16 protein-coding genes and 1 rRNA gene are annotated in these 16,162 nt (G+C 34.2%); 12 read left to right on the top strand and 5 right to left on the bottom strand.

All coding sequences use genetic code 11. The features are described 5' to 3' along the window. Positions 1–14: 14 nt before the first annotated feature. The 4 genes from BA768_RS05360 to BA768_RS05345 form a co-directional block, all read right to left on the bottom strand. Positions 15–686, bottom strand: a complete 672-nt coding sequence (locus BA768_RS05360; RefSeq protein ID WP_228376803.1) for a hypothetical protein — start codon at positions 684–686, stop codon at positions 15–17. Next, complete coding sequence (locus tag BA768_RS05355) at positions 661–1,170, bottom strand: RNA polymerase sigma factor (protein ID WP_034678917.1); 510 nt, start codon at positions 1,168–1,170, stop codon at positions 661–663. Before BA768_RS05355 ends, BA768_RS05360 begins: the two co-directional genes overlap by 26 nt. Before the next feature lie 252 nt (positions 1,171–1,422). Then, the gene (locus BA768_RS05350; protein WP_065719988.1) at positions 1,423–2,583 is read right to left on the bottom strand and encodes a GlmU family protein; all 1,161 of its coding nucleotides are present in this window, start codon (positions 2,581–2,583) and stop codon (positions 1,423–1,425) included. Positions 2,584–2,788: 205 nt separating this feature from the next. Next, positions 2,789–3,040 carry a type B 50S ribosomal protein L31 gene (locus tag BA768_RS05345; RefSeq protein ID WP_034678914.1) on the bottom strand — a complete coding sequence of 84 codons (252 nt, stop codon included), beginning with the start codon at positions 3,038–3,040 and terminating at the stop codon, positions 2,789–2,791. Between the two features lie 183 nt (positions 3,041–3,223). Between BA768_RS05345 and BA768_RS05340 the strand changes: the two genes are divergently transcribed. The 12 genes from BA768_RS05340 (at position 3,224) to BA768_RS05285 (ending at position 15,656) form a co-directional block, all read left to right on the top strand. Then, positions 3,224–4,630: a hypothetical protein gene (locus BA768_RS05340; RefSeq protein WP_065719987.1), complete on the top strand. Its 1,407-nt coding sequence runs from the start codon at positions 3,224–3,226 to the stop codon at positions 4,628–4,630. 112 nt (positions 4,631–4,742) lie between these two features. After that, positions 4,743–5,069, top strand: a complete 327-nt coding sequence (locus BA768_RS05335; RefSeq protein ID WP_034678907.1) for a nucleotide pyrophosphohydrolase — start codon at positions 4,743–4,745, stop codon at positions 5,067–5,069. 85 nt (positions 5,070–5,154) lie between these two features. Further along, on the top strand, positions 5,155–6,378 hold the full coding sequence (locus tag BA768_RS05330) for a 3-phosphoshikimate 1-carboxyvinyltransferase (protein WP_065720066.1): 1,224 nt from the start codon (positions 5,155–5,157) through the stop codon (positions 6,376–6,378). Positions 6,379–6,384: 6 nt separating this feature from the next. Further along, positions 6,385–6,879: a hypothetical protein gene (locus BA768_RS05325; RefSeq protein WP_065719986.1), complete on the top strand. Its 495-nt coding sequence runs from the start codon at positions 6,385–6,387 to the stop codon at positions 6,877–6,879. Between the two features lie 10 nt (positions 6,880–6,889). Beyond that, a complete protein-coding gene (locus BA768_RS05320; protein WP_065719985.1) occupies positions 6,890–7,684 on the top strand; it encodes an SDR family oxidoreductase in 795 nt (264 codons plus the stop codon). Between the two features lie 162 nt (positions 7,685–7,846). Further along, entirely contained in the window at positions 7,847–9,424 is a 1,578-nt protein-coding gene (locus tag BA768_RS05315) for a hypothetical protein (protein WP_228388308.1), read from the top strand. Positions 9,425–9,650: 226 nt separating this feature from the next. Beyond that, the gene (locus tag BA768_RS05310; RefSeq protein WP_065719983.1) at positions 9,651–10,154 is read left to right on the top strand and encodes a phospholipase domain-containing protein; all 504 of its coding nucleotides are present in this window, start codon (positions 9,651–9,653) and stop codon (positions 10,152–10,154) included. 251 nt (positions 10,155–10,405) lie between these two features. Further along, positions 10,406–10,975: a hypothetical protein gene (locus tag BA768_RS05305; protein ID WP_065719982.1), complete on the top strand. Its 570-nt coding sequence runs from the start codon at positions 10,406–10,408 to the stop codon at positions 10,973–10,975. Positions 10,976–11,141: 166 nt separating this feature from the next. Then, positions 11,142–11,876, top strand: coding sequence for a WxL protein host-binding domain-containing protein (locus tag BA768_RS05300; protein WP_228388306.1), 735 nt, complete (start codon positions 11,142–11,144; stop codon positions 11,874–11,876). Further along, a complete protein-coding gene (locus tag BA768_RS05295; protein ID WP_065719980.1) occupies positions 11,869–14,595 on the top strand; it encodes a hypothetical protein in 2,727 nt (908 codons plus the stop codon). The genes BA768_RS05300 and BA768_RS05295 overlap by 8 nt, the downstream gene beginning before the upstream one ends. Continuing rightward, a complete protein-coding gene (locus tag BA768_RS05290; protein ID WP_065719979.1) occupies positions 14,592–15,125 on the top strand; it encodes a hypothetical protein in 534 nt (177 codons plus the stop codon). The genes BA768_RS05295 and BA768_RS05290 overlap by 4 nt, the downstream gene beginning before the upstream one ends. A 6-nt stretch (positions 15,126–15,131) precedes the next feature. Beyond that, positions 15,132–15,656 carry a hypothetical protein gene (locus BA768_RS05285; RefSeq protein WP_228388304.1) on the top strand — a complete coding sequence of 175 codons (525 nt, stop codon included), beginning with the start codon at positions 15,132–15,134 and terminating at the stop codon, positions 15,654–15,656. A gap of 422 nt (positions 15,657–16,078) precedes the next feature. Here BA768_RS05285 and rrf read toward each other — a convergent pair. Next, positions 16,079–16,162, bottom strand: a 5S ribosomal RNA gene (gene rrf, locus BA768_RS05280); the annotation flags it as partial.

Below are 16,162 nucleotides of genomic sequence, written 5' to 3'. Positions count from 1 at the left end.
TGCATAATCTGTTGTTAATAATCTACATTATCCATCACTTTCGGAGCCAATGCCTGATTAACATTGTTGGCAACCACCTGAAATGAATATTTGGTTACGTTTATCGCTTCTTCCATGCTTTCGATACGTTTTCCGTTGACGATAACATAGGAATCTTTATATCCTGTTGAATCTTTCTGACTGAGATTGCCTTGAGAATTGTAAACATATCTCGGTTTCGATTCTTTTTTAATCCTGCTTTTTTTAGATAAAATTTCATCTAAAACATCTTTCTCCGCAATAGAATTTTCTATAAAAATAGAATCTTTTTTTGCTCCTGAAGCCGAATCTGTTGTATGCACAGCAACCTGCGAGTCATGATTATGATTTTCATTAATGAAATCAGTTTTCTGCTTCTGGATTTCATTTTCTACCAATTTCGCCTGATTGTCTACAGCATCTGTTTGATTATAATTAAATATAAAACCAAGACCGAAAAGCAAGACCACACTTGCAGCCATCCAGAACCATTTCGGAAACGAAGGCTTTTTAGTTTCAATTGGAATGACCGGAGTTTCGTTTGATGAAATCTCATCATTCTTTCCTTCTGTTTTTTTCAGGAAATCCTCAAAATCCCAGTTCATTTTTTCTTCCTTTAAACTTTGGAAGACTTCGTTATATTTATCTTGAAATTTGTCGTTGCTCATAGCTCATCAATTGTGAGATTTGTTCTTTTACTTTTTGTCTGGCGCGCATCAGATTTACTCTTACTGCGTTTTCTTCCATTTCCAACATTTCAGAAATTTCCGACACTTCATACTCTTCTACATCCTTCAAATGGATTACCATTTTCTGTTTCTCAGGAAGCTGATTGATAAATCCGATGATTTGTTCTTTCATATTATTTACATCCATACTGTAGAGTTCCGAACGGTGTAGCTGTAAATCGGCAAAACCTAACTTTACGTCGTGATGCTTCAGCCTGTTAAGGCATTCATTCCTGACTGATTTCAAAGCATAGGATTTAAAATTTCCAAACTGCTCCAATTCGTCTTTCTTTTGCCAGAATTTTATCATCAGATCCTGTACTACATCTTCAGCTTCATCGCTGCTCATGACAAACCTTTTCGCAAAACGGAACATCTCATCTCTGAGAATAAATACCGTATTCTTAAAAGTTTCCTGAGTCATAAGTTTGTTTCTATTAGTAAGACAACCTGAAATTGAAATATATTACACTAAAATTAAAAAAAACTTCAAAAAAGATTGAAGTTTTAATTTTTATTGCCGAAAACAGCTCTATATCTGAACTATTAAGGCATTTGAGAATTTTAGATTTTTAAGTTGAGCTTTGCCTTAAGACGTATGCTTAATGAATATCTTCAGAAATTTACCTTAAAAAAACTTAACAACTTAATTTAAACTTAATGGTTCAGATATTTTTTAATAATTATCAAAAATATGTTTAAAGATTGCTTTATCATGATCAGTTAATGGCATTTTTCTTCTCGCCATTACTTTTTCGGCAACTTCGTAAGCTTTATCTAATTTAAAACGTTCATCATCTTTAAAACCACCCCACGAAAAATTTTCAATAAGATTCGGTGGAAAACCTTCTTTAAAAATATTGGAAGCAACTCCGATCACAGTTCCTGTATTCAGTTGTGTATTAATGGCCGTTTTAGAATGATCCCCCATAATTAAACCGGCAAATTGTAATCCTGTGTCCTGGAAATCTTTCGTTCTGTAATTCCAAAGTTTTACATTTCCGTAATTATTTTTTAAGTTGGATGAATTGGTATCGGCTCCCAAATTACACCATTCTCCGATCACGGAATTTCCGACAAAACCGTCATGACCTTTATTGGAATACCCGAAAATAATGATATTGCTGACTTCACCACCCACTTTTGAATGTGGGCCAATCGTAGTTGCACCATAAATTTTTGCCCCCAAATTAAACTTCGAACCTTCACAAAGCGCAATCGGACCACGAAGGTTACAACCTTCCATTACTTCTGCATTTTTCCCGATGTAAATTTTTCCTGTTTTAGTGTTGATGGTTGAAAATTCAACTTCTGCACCTTCTTCGATAAATAAATCTTCTTCATTTCCTAAAAATCCGTTGGTTGAAGATAATTCCTGTGAAGTTTTTCCTTTTGTCAGTAATTCAAAATCAAAATCAATGGCTTCTTTATTATACGTAAAAAGATCGGTTGGTTTTTTAAAGAAAATAAGCTCTTCCCTGATATCCGTCATTTTTTCGATCTGGTTTAAAGAAAAACCGTCCATATTGATTTTTGCAGCCACCAATTCGTCTTCATACACCAAAGCTTCGCCTTGTTTCAAATCTTTTATCTGTTGAATAACCGTTTCCGTCGGCAAAAAATTAGTCACCAAAAACAGACTTTCTTTTTTTTCCGGTTCCCTGAATTTTTGCTGCAGATACATTTCCGTAAACCATGAAATTTCGGCAGAATCTAAAATTTTCTGCCATCTTTCGGAGAAAGTAAGAATTCCGCAACGCATTTCTGCGACTGGACGGGTAAAAGTAAGCGGAAGAAAATCTTCCCAATATTGTGCATCGGAAAATACGAGTTGCATTTCTGTAAAAGTTTTTAAGGTTGGAAGCTAGATGATGGAAGCCGGATGTTTACAATCTCACTGTTTATATCCAAAATCTGCTTATTGACAAAAATACGAATCATTGGGAGAAGTTGTGCTATTCAAGTTTTAATTCTGGTTAAAGTGCACAAAAAAAGTCTTTCGAAAAAATCGAAAGACTTTAAAATATTGTAAAATCAAAAAATTACTTCGCGAATTTTTTGTATTTGTTCATAAACTTGTCTACTCTACCTGCAGTATCAACCAATTTAGTTTTTCCTGTGTAGAAAGGGTGAGAAGTAGAAGAGATTTCCATTTTGATCAATGGGTACTCAGTTCCTTCAAACTCGATTGTGTCTTTTGTATCTGCAGTAGATTTGCATAAAAATACTTCGTCGTTACTCATATCTTTGAAAACAACAAGTCTATAATTTTCTGGGTGAATTCCGTTTTTCATAATAAATTTTTAAAAAATTAAAGTTTTGCTTTCGAAATAGTAATGGTATTTCTTCTGCTAAATTTTAGGTTGCAAAAATACAATAATTTTTAAAATATACAAATACCTGATCAACATTTTTTAAAAGATAAGAATTTTAAAGTATTTTCGTTAAATTTGAAACTTATATAAACTTTAATTTTGATGAAACTCAAATCATTACTCTTTTTATCTTTCTGGATGTTGCTTTTAGCTGTTTCTTGTAACAAGGACGATATTACGTTTGATGCGCCTTCTCAGGAGCTCAGATTCTCAAGAGACACTGTTTTCTGTGACACTGTTTATCATCAGGTTCGTTCAGAAACATATGCTGTAAAAGTATTTAATAATGAAGATAAGGATGTAATGATCCCAAGAATCAGCCTTGAAAAAGGAGCTGCATCTTTATATAGAATCAATGTTGACGGAAAACCGGGACACGATTTTCAGAATGTTCCTTTAAGAAAAAAAGACAGTTTGTATATTTTTGTTGAAATTGCTCCGCAAGCTTCAGGTCCGGAAGCAATCGCTGAAGACCGCATTTTATTTACAACGGGAGCAGGACAACAACACGTCACTTTATTTTCGGTGGTTCAGGATGCTGAATTTTTTATTAAAACCCCTTCGAATCCGAATATAATTGCTTCAGACGCAACGTGGTCTAGTAATAAAGCAAAAATTATTTACGGTGATCTTACGCTTGATCCGGGAGTACATCTGAACATTCAGCCCGGAACGAAAGTTTATTTTCATAAAAACAGCGGAATGAAAGTTTCCACAGGAGCAACCCTAAATATCAACGGAACAAAAGATGAGCAGGTAATTCTTCGCGGAGACCGAAATGACACTTATTATGACACGATCCCGAGAAACTGGAACTCGATCAGAATGGAGAAAAACTCAAACCTGATCATGAATCATGCGAGGCTGTTCGGCGGAACAAGAGGTCTGGAAATGACGGAAACCAACGCAACTATCAGCAATTCATTTATCCATACTTTCCAGGAATATGGAATTTATTCTGTGAGATCTAATATTAATGCAAACAATCTGGTAATGAACAATTGCGGTGAATCATGTATCGGAATTTTCAAAGGAGGAATGTACGATTTTGTACACTCTACCATTGTCAATTATTCTGAACTGCTTCATCAATTCAACCGCAACGGAATTTTTGCAGCCAATGAATATCAAAATGAAAACGGACAAACCGAACAAGGCTCTCTGCACTTCAACATAAGAAACAGTATTGTTTATTCTGATCGTGATAATGCTCTTTCTTTGGAGCAAACACCGGGACAACTGCTTAATTTTTCCATTCAGAACTGTTTGCTGAAATATTCAGGAACAAGTGCTGCAGGATTTGATTTTGATACCAATTCGAATGTTACGGGAAGTATCAAAAACCAAGAGCCAAAGTTTATCAACTACTTTGCTGCACAAATGAATCTTAGAGTGAAATCAGATTCTCCGGCAAGAGGAAAAGGTGATCTTACGGTTGCCAATTCTGTTCCTACTGATATTGTGGGCGCTGACAGAACTTCAAATCCCACATTGGGTGCTTATCAGTAAGATATTTGATATTTGATATTTGATATTTGATATTTGATATTTGATATTAAACCTAAATTTTAAATTAATTTACAGCTGGCTCTTTTAACTTTTGCCTTGGCTCTTAAAAATTATGGAAATTACAAATCTGCAGCAGCAAGTTGACGAATGGATAAAAACAATTGGCGTTCGTTATTTTAATGAACTGACCAATATGGCAATGTTGACAGAAGAAGTAGGTGAAGTTGCAAGAATTATTGCGCGAAGATACGGTGAACAGAGCGAAAAAGAAAGCGATAAAAGCAAAGATCTGGGCGAAGAATTGGCAGATGTTTTATTTGTTACATTATGTTTAGCCAACCAAACCGGGGTTAATTTGCAGGAAGCTTTCGATAAAAAAATGAAGATAAAAACTGATCGCGATAAAGATCGTCATCAGAATAATGAGAAATTGAAATAATGCAGGAAGATGGATGACGGAAGCCGGAAGTTTATTACAATACCTGAACACCCAGCTCCTTATTTCCAGCTTCTATCTAAAGAATATGAAGTTAGAAAAATCAAAATTAAAAGAAAACACAACCATACAAATCAGCGGTTCGAAAAGTATTTCGAATCGTTTGTTGATTTTGGAAAGCCTGTTTGCAAACATAAAAATCGGGAATCTGTCGAATTCTCAGGATACCCAATTGCTGAAAAAAGCATTGTCTGAGAATACTGAAATTGTAGACATTCATCATGCAGGAACTGCGATGCGTTTCCTTACATCATATTATTCCATTCAGGATGGAAAAACAACTATTTTGACAGGCTCGAAAAGAATGAAGGAAAGACCTATTAAAAATCTGGTGACCGCTTTACAAAATCTCGGTGTCGAAATCGAATATTTAGAAAATGAAGGTTTCCCTCCATTGAAAATTAGTGGAAGAAAAATCACAGAAACAAAAGTAGATGTTCCTGCCAATATTTCAAGCCAGTTTATCACTTCACTTCTACTCATTGCCGGAAAATTGGAAAACGGATTGGAAATCAATTTGGTTGGTGAAGTGACTTCAAGGTCTTATATCGAAATGACTTTGGACATTTTAAACAAATTCGGAATTAAAAACAGTTTCATCGGAAATACAATCAAAGTTAAAAAATTTGAAGTGAATAATCATTCGTCAATTGTGAATTATGAAGTGGAAAGCGACTGGAGTTCCGCATCCTACTTCTACTCTTTTGCTGCTTTGGGAAGAAAAACAATTCACCTGAAAAGTTTTTATAAAGAATCCACTCAGGGAGATTCTGCGATTGCAAAAATTTACGAAGAGTTTTTCGGAATTAAAACAACTTTCAAAGAAGAAGAACATCAATTAAAACTTGAACCGATTGAGGGTTTCGAGTTCCCAGAAAAGATTGTTTTAGACATGAACAATTGTCCGGATATTGCTCAAACCCTTTGTGTAACGGCTTCAGCTTTAAAAATCCCTTTTGAAATTTCAGGATTGGGAACTTTACGAGTGAAAGAAACCGACCGATTGCTGGCTTTACATAATGAACTGAAAAAACTGGGTACTGAAACAGAATTTACAGATTTAACGATAAAATCTATCAACTTTAATGAGCCTGAAGAAAACATTTCGATTGCAACCTATCAGGATCACAGAATGGCAATGAGTTTTGCCCCGTTTTGCCTCATTAAAGAATTAAATATTGAAGATGAAAATGTGGTAGAAAAGTCTTATCCGATGTTTTGGGAGGATTTAAAAACCATTTTAGTAAAATAGTTAAAGATGAAAAAGCTTATATTCATTTTAACATTTTTGATTCCTGTGACATTTTGGGCTCAATATTTTTTGCCTAATGAAGAAGTAATTTATTCATTTGAAACCAAAAACGGCAAAAAAATGACTTTGGTAAAAGATAAAAACAACCAATACATTCAATATCGTTTCGGAACAGCAAATAAAATTGAAATGGAATTTCCAAAAGAGCGAACAAAGGAAAGCTGGAAAAAATTTCATTATAATTCTTATTTCAGAGGTGGCGGAATCGATAATGCCGCAATGGAAATAGACAATCTTTTATTTACAAATAATGGATTTGAATATGTGATTTTCAGAGCTTATCATTCCGAAGGAAACGATTATTCGGCAGGAATTGTCATTAAAGACAGCAAGGGAAAAGAAACACGCATCAATGGAAATTATAAAACAGTAAAGGGTTGTATCTGTAATCTGGAAGACACAAAAATGATTGAAAGAGAAGATATCGGCTTAACATTTTAAACTAAAAAAATTGAATAAAACTATAATTATCACAGGAACTTCATCAGGAATTGGTTTCGTATTGGCAGAATATTTTGGAAAGAAAGGTCATAAAGTCTATGGCTTGAGCAGAAAACACACTGAAAGCCAGTATTTCACATCTATTCCAACCGATGTTACAGATAATGCAGCAGTGCAGAATGCAATTGCAGAAGTTCTGAAAACAGAAACAAAAATTGATGTTCTCATCAACAATGCCGGAATGGGAATGGTGGGTTCTGTGGAAGATTCTTCAAAGGAAGATATTTTAAAATTATTTAATCTAAATCTTGTCGGAGCCGTTCAAATGATGAGTGCCGTAATGCCGAAAATGCGTGAAAATAAATTCGGACAAATCATCAATGTTTCCAGTATCGGGAGTGAAATGGGATTGCCTTTTCGTGGGTTTTATTCAGCTTCAAAATCGGCTTTGGATAAAGTTACCGAAGCGATGAGATACGAAGTTTACCCTTGGAATGTGAATGTTTGTTCGCTTCATTTAGGAGACATCAAAACCAATATTGCAGAAAACAGAGTGAAAACAAAAGTCTCTGAGCCTTACAAAAATGTGTTTGACAAAGTTTATGCTTTGATGAATTCTCACGTAGGCGACGGAACAGAACCTTTGGAAGTTGCTGAGTATATTGATGCACTTTTAAGCAAAAATAAATGGAAAGCTCACTATTATTTTGGTAAATTCGGACAGAAAATCGGCGTTCCTTTGAAATGGATTTTACCGCAGGGAACTTACGAGAATTTAATGAAGAAGTATAATAAACTGGCTTAGATTCAGTTAAACTATTATGTTTATTTTATAAAAATCCCTTTTTGTCATTCCGTAGGAATCTAAACGATTTAGGTTAAATTCTTTGCTGAGATTCCTACGGAATGACAAACAACAAGATTTTAAACTTTGTATTAATTGAAGTTATTTCTGAAAATATTTTTTGTGCTGTTTTGCGTTTTTATACAAGCGCAGAAGAAACATTATTTCCTGATCGATACAGAAACGAAAGTTAAGAAAAAGGTAAAAGATTCACTTTCAGCCGCAAAATTTCTCGATTCTCTGGCTCAAAGTAATTACTTTTTCACCGAACTGAAAGATGTAAAAATAAAAGGCGACAGTACCGAAATTTTTTATGATAAAGGAAAAAACTTCAACGAAACCTACGTTAATCTTTCCGATTCTATAGTTGACCGATTTAAATTGGAGAAAGAATTTTTCACTAAAAATTTAGATTCTATTAAAAAAAACATCAACAAAAAATATATTGATGACGGATTTGCTTTCAGCAGAATTAAGTCTCAGTTTAAAGGAAAGAAAAATGGCTATCCCGTTGTAGAGCTCGATATTAATAAAAATAATAAACGAACCATCGATGGTTTTGTAGCAAAAGGCTATACAAGGGTTCCGAAAAGATTTATTAAAAATTTAGAGAAAGAATTTAAAGGAAAAACATACGATGACAAAAACCTGATTGCCATCAATAAAAACTTCCAAAGCCATCCTTTCATCACGCTTGAACGGCAACCGCAAACACTTTTCACGAAAGATTCTACACAGATTTATCTTTTCATGGAAAAGAAAAAGACCAACACTTTCGACGGCGTTATTGGTTTTGGAAATGATAAAACAGATAAATTTACCCTGAACGGAACCTTAAATGTGAATTTTAAAAATATGTTCAATGGTTTTGAAACTGTGAATTTATACTGGCAAAGAAACCCGGATAAAGGACAGACTTTCGATTTACAGACTGATATTCCGTATTTATTCAATTCGAATATTGGGATGAATATGAAAGTGAATATCTTCAGACAAGATTCTACTTTTGCCAATGTAAAAGCGTTACCTGCGTTCTATTATCATCTCAACAGCCGACAGAAAATAGGTTTACGAGGCACTTTTGAAAACTCAACCATCATTGACAGTCTTTATATTCAGGGAAAAGATTACAACAAAAAAGGGATCGGTATTTTCTTCGACATGACAGAACCTACCGATATTGACCTTTTCCTTTATAAGTCTAAACTGAATATAGGTTATGACTTTTTGGCAACCAATTACACCGGGGAAAACATTAAAGCTAATCAAAACCAGTTCTACTTTTTCGGGGAATACAATTATCATATCAACGGAAATCACTTTCTTAATATAAAAGGTGAAGGCGCCATGATGGATTCTAAAATAGATTTCTCGGCCAACGAATTGTACCGTTTTGGTGGCTGGAATTCCCTCCGCGGTTTCAATGAAAGCTCACTTGCCGCCGATTTCTATTATTACGCCGGTGTGGAATATCGGTATCTCATCGGAAATCAGGCATTTTTTGATGTTTTCGGGCAATATGGGCAGCTCAACAATAAATCTTTAAATGTAAAACCTAGACTGTATAGTGTTGGTCTTGGATTTAATTTCTTTATTCCGATTGGTTTGATGAGCTTCCAGCTTTCTAATGGTAATGAATTTGGAAATCCTTTTAAGTTTAACGACATAAAAATCCACTGGGGAATCTTAAGCAGATTTTAAGAAAATATTAACATTTAACACCTCATTATGTTAATTTTTTTTATTATTTTCGATGCTAATATTTGCCAACTCTTAACAAAAAGTTAAAGAACCGGTAATATACATGTGCTAAATTTGTCATGTAAAACTTAATGACATCGTGATTATAAAAAATAATCATCCTACCAAGTCCCAAAATGTTCTCTGAAAAAAACATTCAAAAAAACTAATTGAATTCCGAAGAGACATGAAACCACCTATTCTTCAGACACACCACTATCTTGTTAATATAGAAAATAACGAGATCAGTATGATGAACTTCAAAAACAGTGAAGTTGATTTAATTGTTTACGACAAAAACGCATTTAATACAAAAAATTATTACTTCTCTTACAAACTTCATTCGAATGATAAGCTTACCCATCCAATCAGTTTTGGAACGTACAGCTATGAAATAATAGGCATTAATGGTTTTGTAAGAAAATTTAAGGGTAAAAAAAAACCTGAAATAGAAGTAATTTTATCCAATACTTCATCCAAGGACGAGATAAAGATTGAATTGCATAATATTCCGGACGAAAATTACACCATCAGTCTCGAAAATTTGTACGAAAAAACCAAGAAAGAGATTAAATCTGCTTCTTCAAAGTATGATACAGTTATTAATTTAGAGAAAACTAAAGGCTGGTACGATATTAAAATAAAAACTGAAAACAACAGTTGGCATTTCGCCGGAAGAACAGAACATTAAACACCTATCAAATTCGCAATCAACTCATTCTGAAAAATAAAATACACTAATGCAATTTTAGATGTATAATTTCCCTATACATTGATTATAGTCATAAAATTTTACCACGAAAAATTGATAACTATGTAAAAAATTATCGAATAACAACATTAAACAATTGATAATGAATACATAAACATAAAATTTTATCGTTAAATATTTCATATTGTAATGAATTTTTGACTAACTTCACTTTTCAAAATATTAACACCATGACGAAAACAACATTTAGCTTAGCTATGTCTTTAGCAGCGCTTGCTTTCTCAGCAAATCTAAAAGCACAAGACACTAACACAGACAGTCACACGATTACGATTTCTGTTCCCGAAGTTGCAATAGTAGACATTGAGCCTTCTGCAACCAAAAACATCACTCTAGGTTTCACACCTCCTACAGAAGCAGGTCTTCCTCTCGTTTCGAGTGGCAGCGACAACACGCTTTGGTTGAACTACTCTTCCATAAAATCTGTTGCCGATCCTACCCGTAATGTTTCTGTAAGCTTAAATGCCGTGATTCCGGGAATTGATATTAATGTTACTGCCGCTGCCGCAACCGGGGGAGGAGGAGGAACTTTAGGAACTCCTTCCGCTCAATTGACATTAAGCGCAGCTGACCAAACTATTATTTCAGGAATCGGCAGTGCTTATACCGGAAACGGAGCAAACAATGGCCATAATCTAACTTATGCTTTAGCAGCAGGCGGAAATATTGCCAACTATGCAGATTTGCAAGCTACCGCAACTACAGTTGCTACGGTGACCTACACAATTTCGGACAACTAAGAATTCACAAAAAATCTGACTTGTGATCAAGGAGAAATTTTATCTAAATTTCTCCCAGCTTTACTATTGTCTTAAAACAAACTAAAACTTTACATTTAAAATGATAAAGCGGATACTCTTATTTATAATTCTGATCCTTCCATTTTCTTTTTCAAAGGCAAATATTGTGGTACTCAACGGGCTTTCACACACTTATAAAGTAGAGAACGGCAGAGTGTACAAAGGCAAAATTTCTATAGAAAATACAGGTAATCAGACTCAGGATGTGAAACTGTTTTTACAGGATTTCACTTATCAGGCAGATGGTTCAATAAATTATACCATCCCAAAAACTAACCCAAAAACCAATGCAGAATGGATCCAGCTCAACACCAATTTGATCAGCTTAAAACCAAAAGAAAAAACAGACGTTTTTTATGAAATCAAAATACCTCTACAAACGAATGACGCAGGAAGCTATTGGAGCGTAATTATTGTAGAACCTGTCGAAAATATAAAAGCCAGCAATGAAAAGCAGGGGATCAATATTACCTCAATTGTACGGTATGCTATTCAGATCATCACCGATGTAGATTCCGAAAAGGCAAAGCCCAATTTAAAATTCGAAGGAATAAAAATCGAAAAAGAACAAGAAAAAAGAATACTAAAAATAGCTATCGCCAATGAAGGAAATCTTTATTGCAAACCAACTGCATCAATAGAGATTTACAACAAAAAAAATGGTCAGAAAATCGAAACTCTCAGCAGTCTGCCAATGGGATTATTACCACAAACCTCAAAATCTTTTCATATTGATATCACCAAAATGCCTCCCGATCAATACAATGCCGTAATTATTGCAACTGATGAAGACGAAAATGCATTTGCACTCAATGTGGAATTGGAAGTAAAAAATGATTAAAAAACAGATTATCTATTTTACCCTCCTACTCCCGGTTTTATTTTTTTCTCAAAAAAAAGACAGCCTAAAGCCGGGAACAACAACTTCTATTTCATTTACAATAGAGAACAGAACCTCTGAGGCTAAAAATTATGATCTTACTGCAGAATCTTCAAACCCATCTATTGCACCAATCTTAAAAACAGGAAGCATCTCAATCGCTCCGAATGAAAATAAAATTTATATTGTTCCGTTAAAAATTGCTCTTGAAGCTCCACAAGGTAAATATTCGGTTTTTCTGACCGGAATTGACAACAGCACGAAAGAAAAATTTAACCTGACATCTGAGTTTATCGTTGTCGGGAGCAGAGAAATTTCACTTACCACATTAGATTATCCTGAATTTGTAAAAGCCGGAGAAAAAATAAAATCAACATTTCTTTTAAAAAATAATGGCAATATTTCTGAGAAATTAATTTTGGAAAGTAAAAATGCGGTAGTTGATCATCCGTCAAAAATACTTTTACAGCCGGGGGAAAGCAAAATAATCTCCGTTTCAAAAAAAACTAATATTGAGCTTGGTAAAAATGAATATCAAAATTTAAATCTAACCGTACATTCTGAAGGAAAGTTTAGTCAAAATCAGACAGCATATACCAGTACAAAAATAATTTCGGTAAAACCTGTTGAAGACGACATTTATCACAGATTGCCTGTTTCGGCATCGCTTTTATTTGTAGGTATGGAAAACAGTGGAAGTTATGAAGATGGTTTTCAGGGTGAATTTCATGGGAAAGGAAGTTTAGATCAGGAAAATAAAAATCTTATTGAGTTCAGGGCTATTACCAAAAATCCTGTAGCATTTAATTCATTTACCCGATATGAAGAGTATTTTGTAAACTATAAACGTGAAAATTTGTGGGTACATCTCGGAGATAAAAATTACTCATCATCTTTTTTAACTGAATATGCAAGATATGGTCGTGGCGCAGAAATTGAGATTGATTTAAACAAAATAAGTGTCGGTGGTTTTTATAATCATCCTAGATTTTTCAGAGATATTAAAGATGAATTTAACGTGTATTCAAAACTAAAAATTGCAAAAGAGTCTGAAATTACGGCTGGATATTTACTTAAAATCCCGAGAACAGAAACTACAGATTTCAGTTTTACAAATTTAAGATTAGATTCTAATGCACATTTACCTTATCTCGCAGGAAAATTTAAACTCAATAAAAATCTTGAAATTTCCGGAGAAACATCTTACAGCAAAACAGAAAAAACAGAAGGAACAGCTTTTATGCTGCAAACCGTTGCAAATTTCGAAAAGTTCAAAGGAAATGCTTTGTACATAAGGGCAAGTCCGGAATATGCAGGATATTTTAACAACACAAGCACTTTCAACGGAAATGCGCAATATCAGCTCACGAAGAAAATCAATGTGATAGGAAATTATGTTCAGGATGCCAAAAATTTTCAGCGTGATACTTTATTTCTTGCCGCTCCATACCGAAAATTTCTGCAGTACGGAATTCAATTTAAATATGCTAAAAATGGAAATTTAATGCTCTTCAATGGTTCGCAAAGATATCAGGATCGTCTGATGCCAAGAGAATTCGATTATAGGGAAAAATATTTCAGAATGTCGATAGATCAGCAAATCGATATTTTTCAGATCAATCTTGAAACGCAATTTGGTAAAACAGATAACTACCTTACAGGATTTTCCGGCAACTCTAGTTTTTATACGGTAAATATTGGATTTGAGAAATTTAAAACTTCCTTCAATATCTATGGAAGCTATGCACTTACTTCACGTTATCAATTACAAAACCAGGAACAGTTTTATTATGGAGCAAGGATATTAAGTAGATTTTCGGACAAAACATATTTCAGCTTATTTTATCAGAATAATTACATGCCTGAAGAATATTATTCTGACCGAAATCTTTTTGAGCTCATCTTTCATCAGCAAATTTTTCGCGGACATGAATTCGACCTTTCAGCAAGATATAATCTTCAACGTGGAGAACTGGGAAATAAAGATTTTATTTTTTCGCTGCGCTATACTGTAAGGATGAATCTTCCTTCTCAAAAAGTTGCCGAATACACTACATTATCTGGGAATATCAAAAATCTTGGAGTCAACAAAACAGAGGGTATCCGTTTGATTATGGGAAATCATCTTTCAGTTACAGATAAAAGGGGGAATTATATTTTTAAAAACGTGATTCCTGGTGAATATGTTTTGGAAATAGACCGGTCAACAACTGCATTGAATGATATTACAGATATAAACCTGCCTGCTTCTTTAATTTTAAATAAACAGGAAAACTTTTTCAACTTTGGTCTGACAACTGCAGCAAATATTCAGGGAAAAATAGAATATAACGAAACAGAAAATAAATTGGCGTTTGCCCAACTCAGCACACAGAGATCAAAAAAGAAAAAAGAGAATCTTGTCATTGAAGCTACAAACGGAAAACAAACATTCAGAAAAATTGTAATGATTGGAGAACATTTTGATTTTACCTATCTGCGTCCCGGAGACTGGAAAGTGAAAATTTACAAGAACGGTTTAGACAAAAAATTTAAGATTCCCATTGATCATTATGATTTATATCTAAAACCTTCAGAAACAAAAAATATAGTTTTTAATGTAATTAAACAATCATCAGAAATAAAATATCAACAGGAAACCATTAAAGTAACCTATATCGAAAATAAAAAGCAAAAATGAGTAATTTCAGAATACTTTTTCCGGTTCTTATGATATTTTCCTGCACATTTTTAGCACAAACAACAGGAAACCGCGCAGTAGGCGTTACATTACCTGTAGTTACTTTGATGGATATAGAACCACCAGGAAATATCAGCTTTAATTTTTCGGCACCTACTGAAGCAGGTAATCCGGTTATTGCACCTGTTTCAAATACTTCGAAATGGTTGAATTATACATCAGCAGTTGCTGCAGCAGGTCTTCCGAGGAGAATTACAGCTTCTATCAACCAGATAATTCCCGGGATTGACATTAAAATTCAGGCAGCAGCTGCGTCAGGTTCCGGTGGTGGAGTTTTGGGTACGCCTTCTGCCCAGTTAACATTAAACACAACAGCACAAACGATCATCAGCGGAATAAGAGGAGCTTATACAGGAAATGGAGCAAATAATGGTCATCGCTTAACGTTAACTTTGTCGGCAAATACCTATGCAAATTTATCCGCAAGAACAAATACACCGGTAGTCATTACTTACACAATAACAGAATAAAGAATTATGGAAGATTATAACGAGTCATTTAAAAATAATTTTTTTTTCAGTATCATTGTTTTGATGCTCTCAATATCACTATCACAAGCTAAAGCACAAAGAACGTTAACAGTAGGCGGAAACAACTGGACAGTTACCATTCCTTCTATCACAGAGGCTGGAACAAACTATGCAGGAACTTATGAAAGTGCAGCCAATCAAATCCTACTAACTGCAAGTGTTCCTCTTTTATTAGGTAGCGGAAAAGTATCCGTTCACTATGAAGCCAACCCAACATGGAATTCAAGTTTAATATTAAACGCGAGAAGAACGGGAGATGGTACTACAGTTTGTGTATTGTGCTCAATATCCGGAGGAACAACTTATCAGCCAATAGGATTAACAGATGTAGAACTATTTAGGATTGTTGCAATTGCTACTTTAGCCAGTTATTCAAATATTCCAATTCAGCTACAATTAAGCGGAGTTTCAGTAACAGTTCCAGCTGCAACATACAACAGCAGAATAGTTTTTACCATCAGTGAAATATAAACAATTTTAATTTAGATTTAGGAGTTCTTACCGGCTATGCGCTTTTATTTCTCGCTCCAATGCTTTTTTGTAGGTAATTTTTATTTTTCCAATGCCTACTGGGGTAACCGGTTCTATGGCTATCTATAAATTGAGTAGTATAATCATTATTAAACATACACAGTTATTTCGCTCCTACGGAGCTCATGATTTTTATTGCGCACATTTTCCTACAAAAGTACGCTCCTACGGAGCGGCACATTCATTTGTATTTGAAATATTAAATATCAAATCAAGGATTTAGATTTTTTAATACTGGATATTGAGCTTTAAATACTGAATTTTAAATGTTGAATACCAAATCTTAAATCTCAAATATTGAATCTTGCGTTATAAACAAAAAAAAGTCTCATACAAATACATGTATGAGACTTTTGTAAAAAAACTGGCGGCGACCTACTCTCCCGCTTTCGCAGTACCATCGGCGCTGGTGGGCTTAACTTCTGTGTTCGGAATGGGAACAGGTG

Source organism: Chryseobacterium sp. CBo1 (assembly GCF_001693475.1).
Taxonomy (GTDB): domain Bacteria; phylum Bacteroidota; class Bacteroidia; order Flavobacteriales; family Weeksellaceae; genus Chryseobacterium; species Chryseobacterium formosense.
This window is presented reverse-complemented; position numbering and strand designations above follow the sequence as displayed.

Bases quoted from the DNA above. Each gene is read 5' to 3' on its own strand.
- BA768_RS05360 (WP_228376803.1), bottom strand. From the start codon at position 686: ATGAGCAACGACAAATTTCAAGATAAATATAACGAAGTCTTCCAAAGT.
- BA768_RS05355 (WP_034678917.1), bottom strand. From the start codon at position 1,170: ATGACTCAGGAAACTTTTAAGAATACGGTATTTATTCTCAGAGATGAG.
- BA768_RS05305 (WP_065719982.1), top strand. From the start codon at position 10,406: ATGACGAAAACAACATTTAGCTTAGCTATGTCTTTAGCAGCGCTTGCT.
- BA768_RS05325 (WP_065719986.1), top strand. From the start codon at position 6,385: ATGAAAAAGCTTATATTCATTTTAACATTTTTGATTCCTGTGACATTT.
- BA768_RS05345 (WP_034678914.1), bottom strand. From the start codon at position 3,040: ATGAAAAACGGAATTCACCCAGAAAATTATAGACTTGTTGTTTTCAAA.
- BA768_RS05330 (WP_065720066.1), top strand. From the start codon at position 5,155: ATGAAGTTAGAAAAATCAAAATTAAAAGAAAACACAACCATACAAATC.
- BA768_RS05335 (WP_034678907.1), top strand. From the start codon at position 4,743: ATGGAAATTACAAATCTGCAGCAGCAAGTTGACGAATGGATAAAAACA.
- BA768_RS05340 (WP_065719987.1), top strand. From the start codon at position 3,224: ATGAAACTCAAATCATTACTCTTTTTATCTTTCTGGATGTTGCTTTTA.
- BA768_RS05295 (WP_065719980.1), top strand. From the start codon at position 11,869: ATGATTAAAAAACAGATTATCTATTTTACCCTCCTACTCCCGGTTTTA.
- BA768_RS05285 (WP_228388304.1), top strand. From the start codon at position 15,132: ATGGAAGATTATAACGAGTCATTTAAAAATAATTTTTTTTTCAGTATC.
- BA768_RS05310 (WP_065719983.1), top strand. From the start codon at position 9,651: ATGAAACCACCTATTCTTCAGACACACCACTATCTTGTTAATATAGAA.
- BA768_RS05290 (WP_065719979.1), top strand. From the start codon at position 14,592: ATGAGTAATTTCAGAATACTTTTTCCGGTTCTTATGATATTTTCCTGC.
- BA768_RS05350 (WP_065719988.1), bottom strand. From the start codon at position 2,583: ATGCAACTCGTATTTTCCGATGCACAATATTGGGAAGATTTTCTTCCG.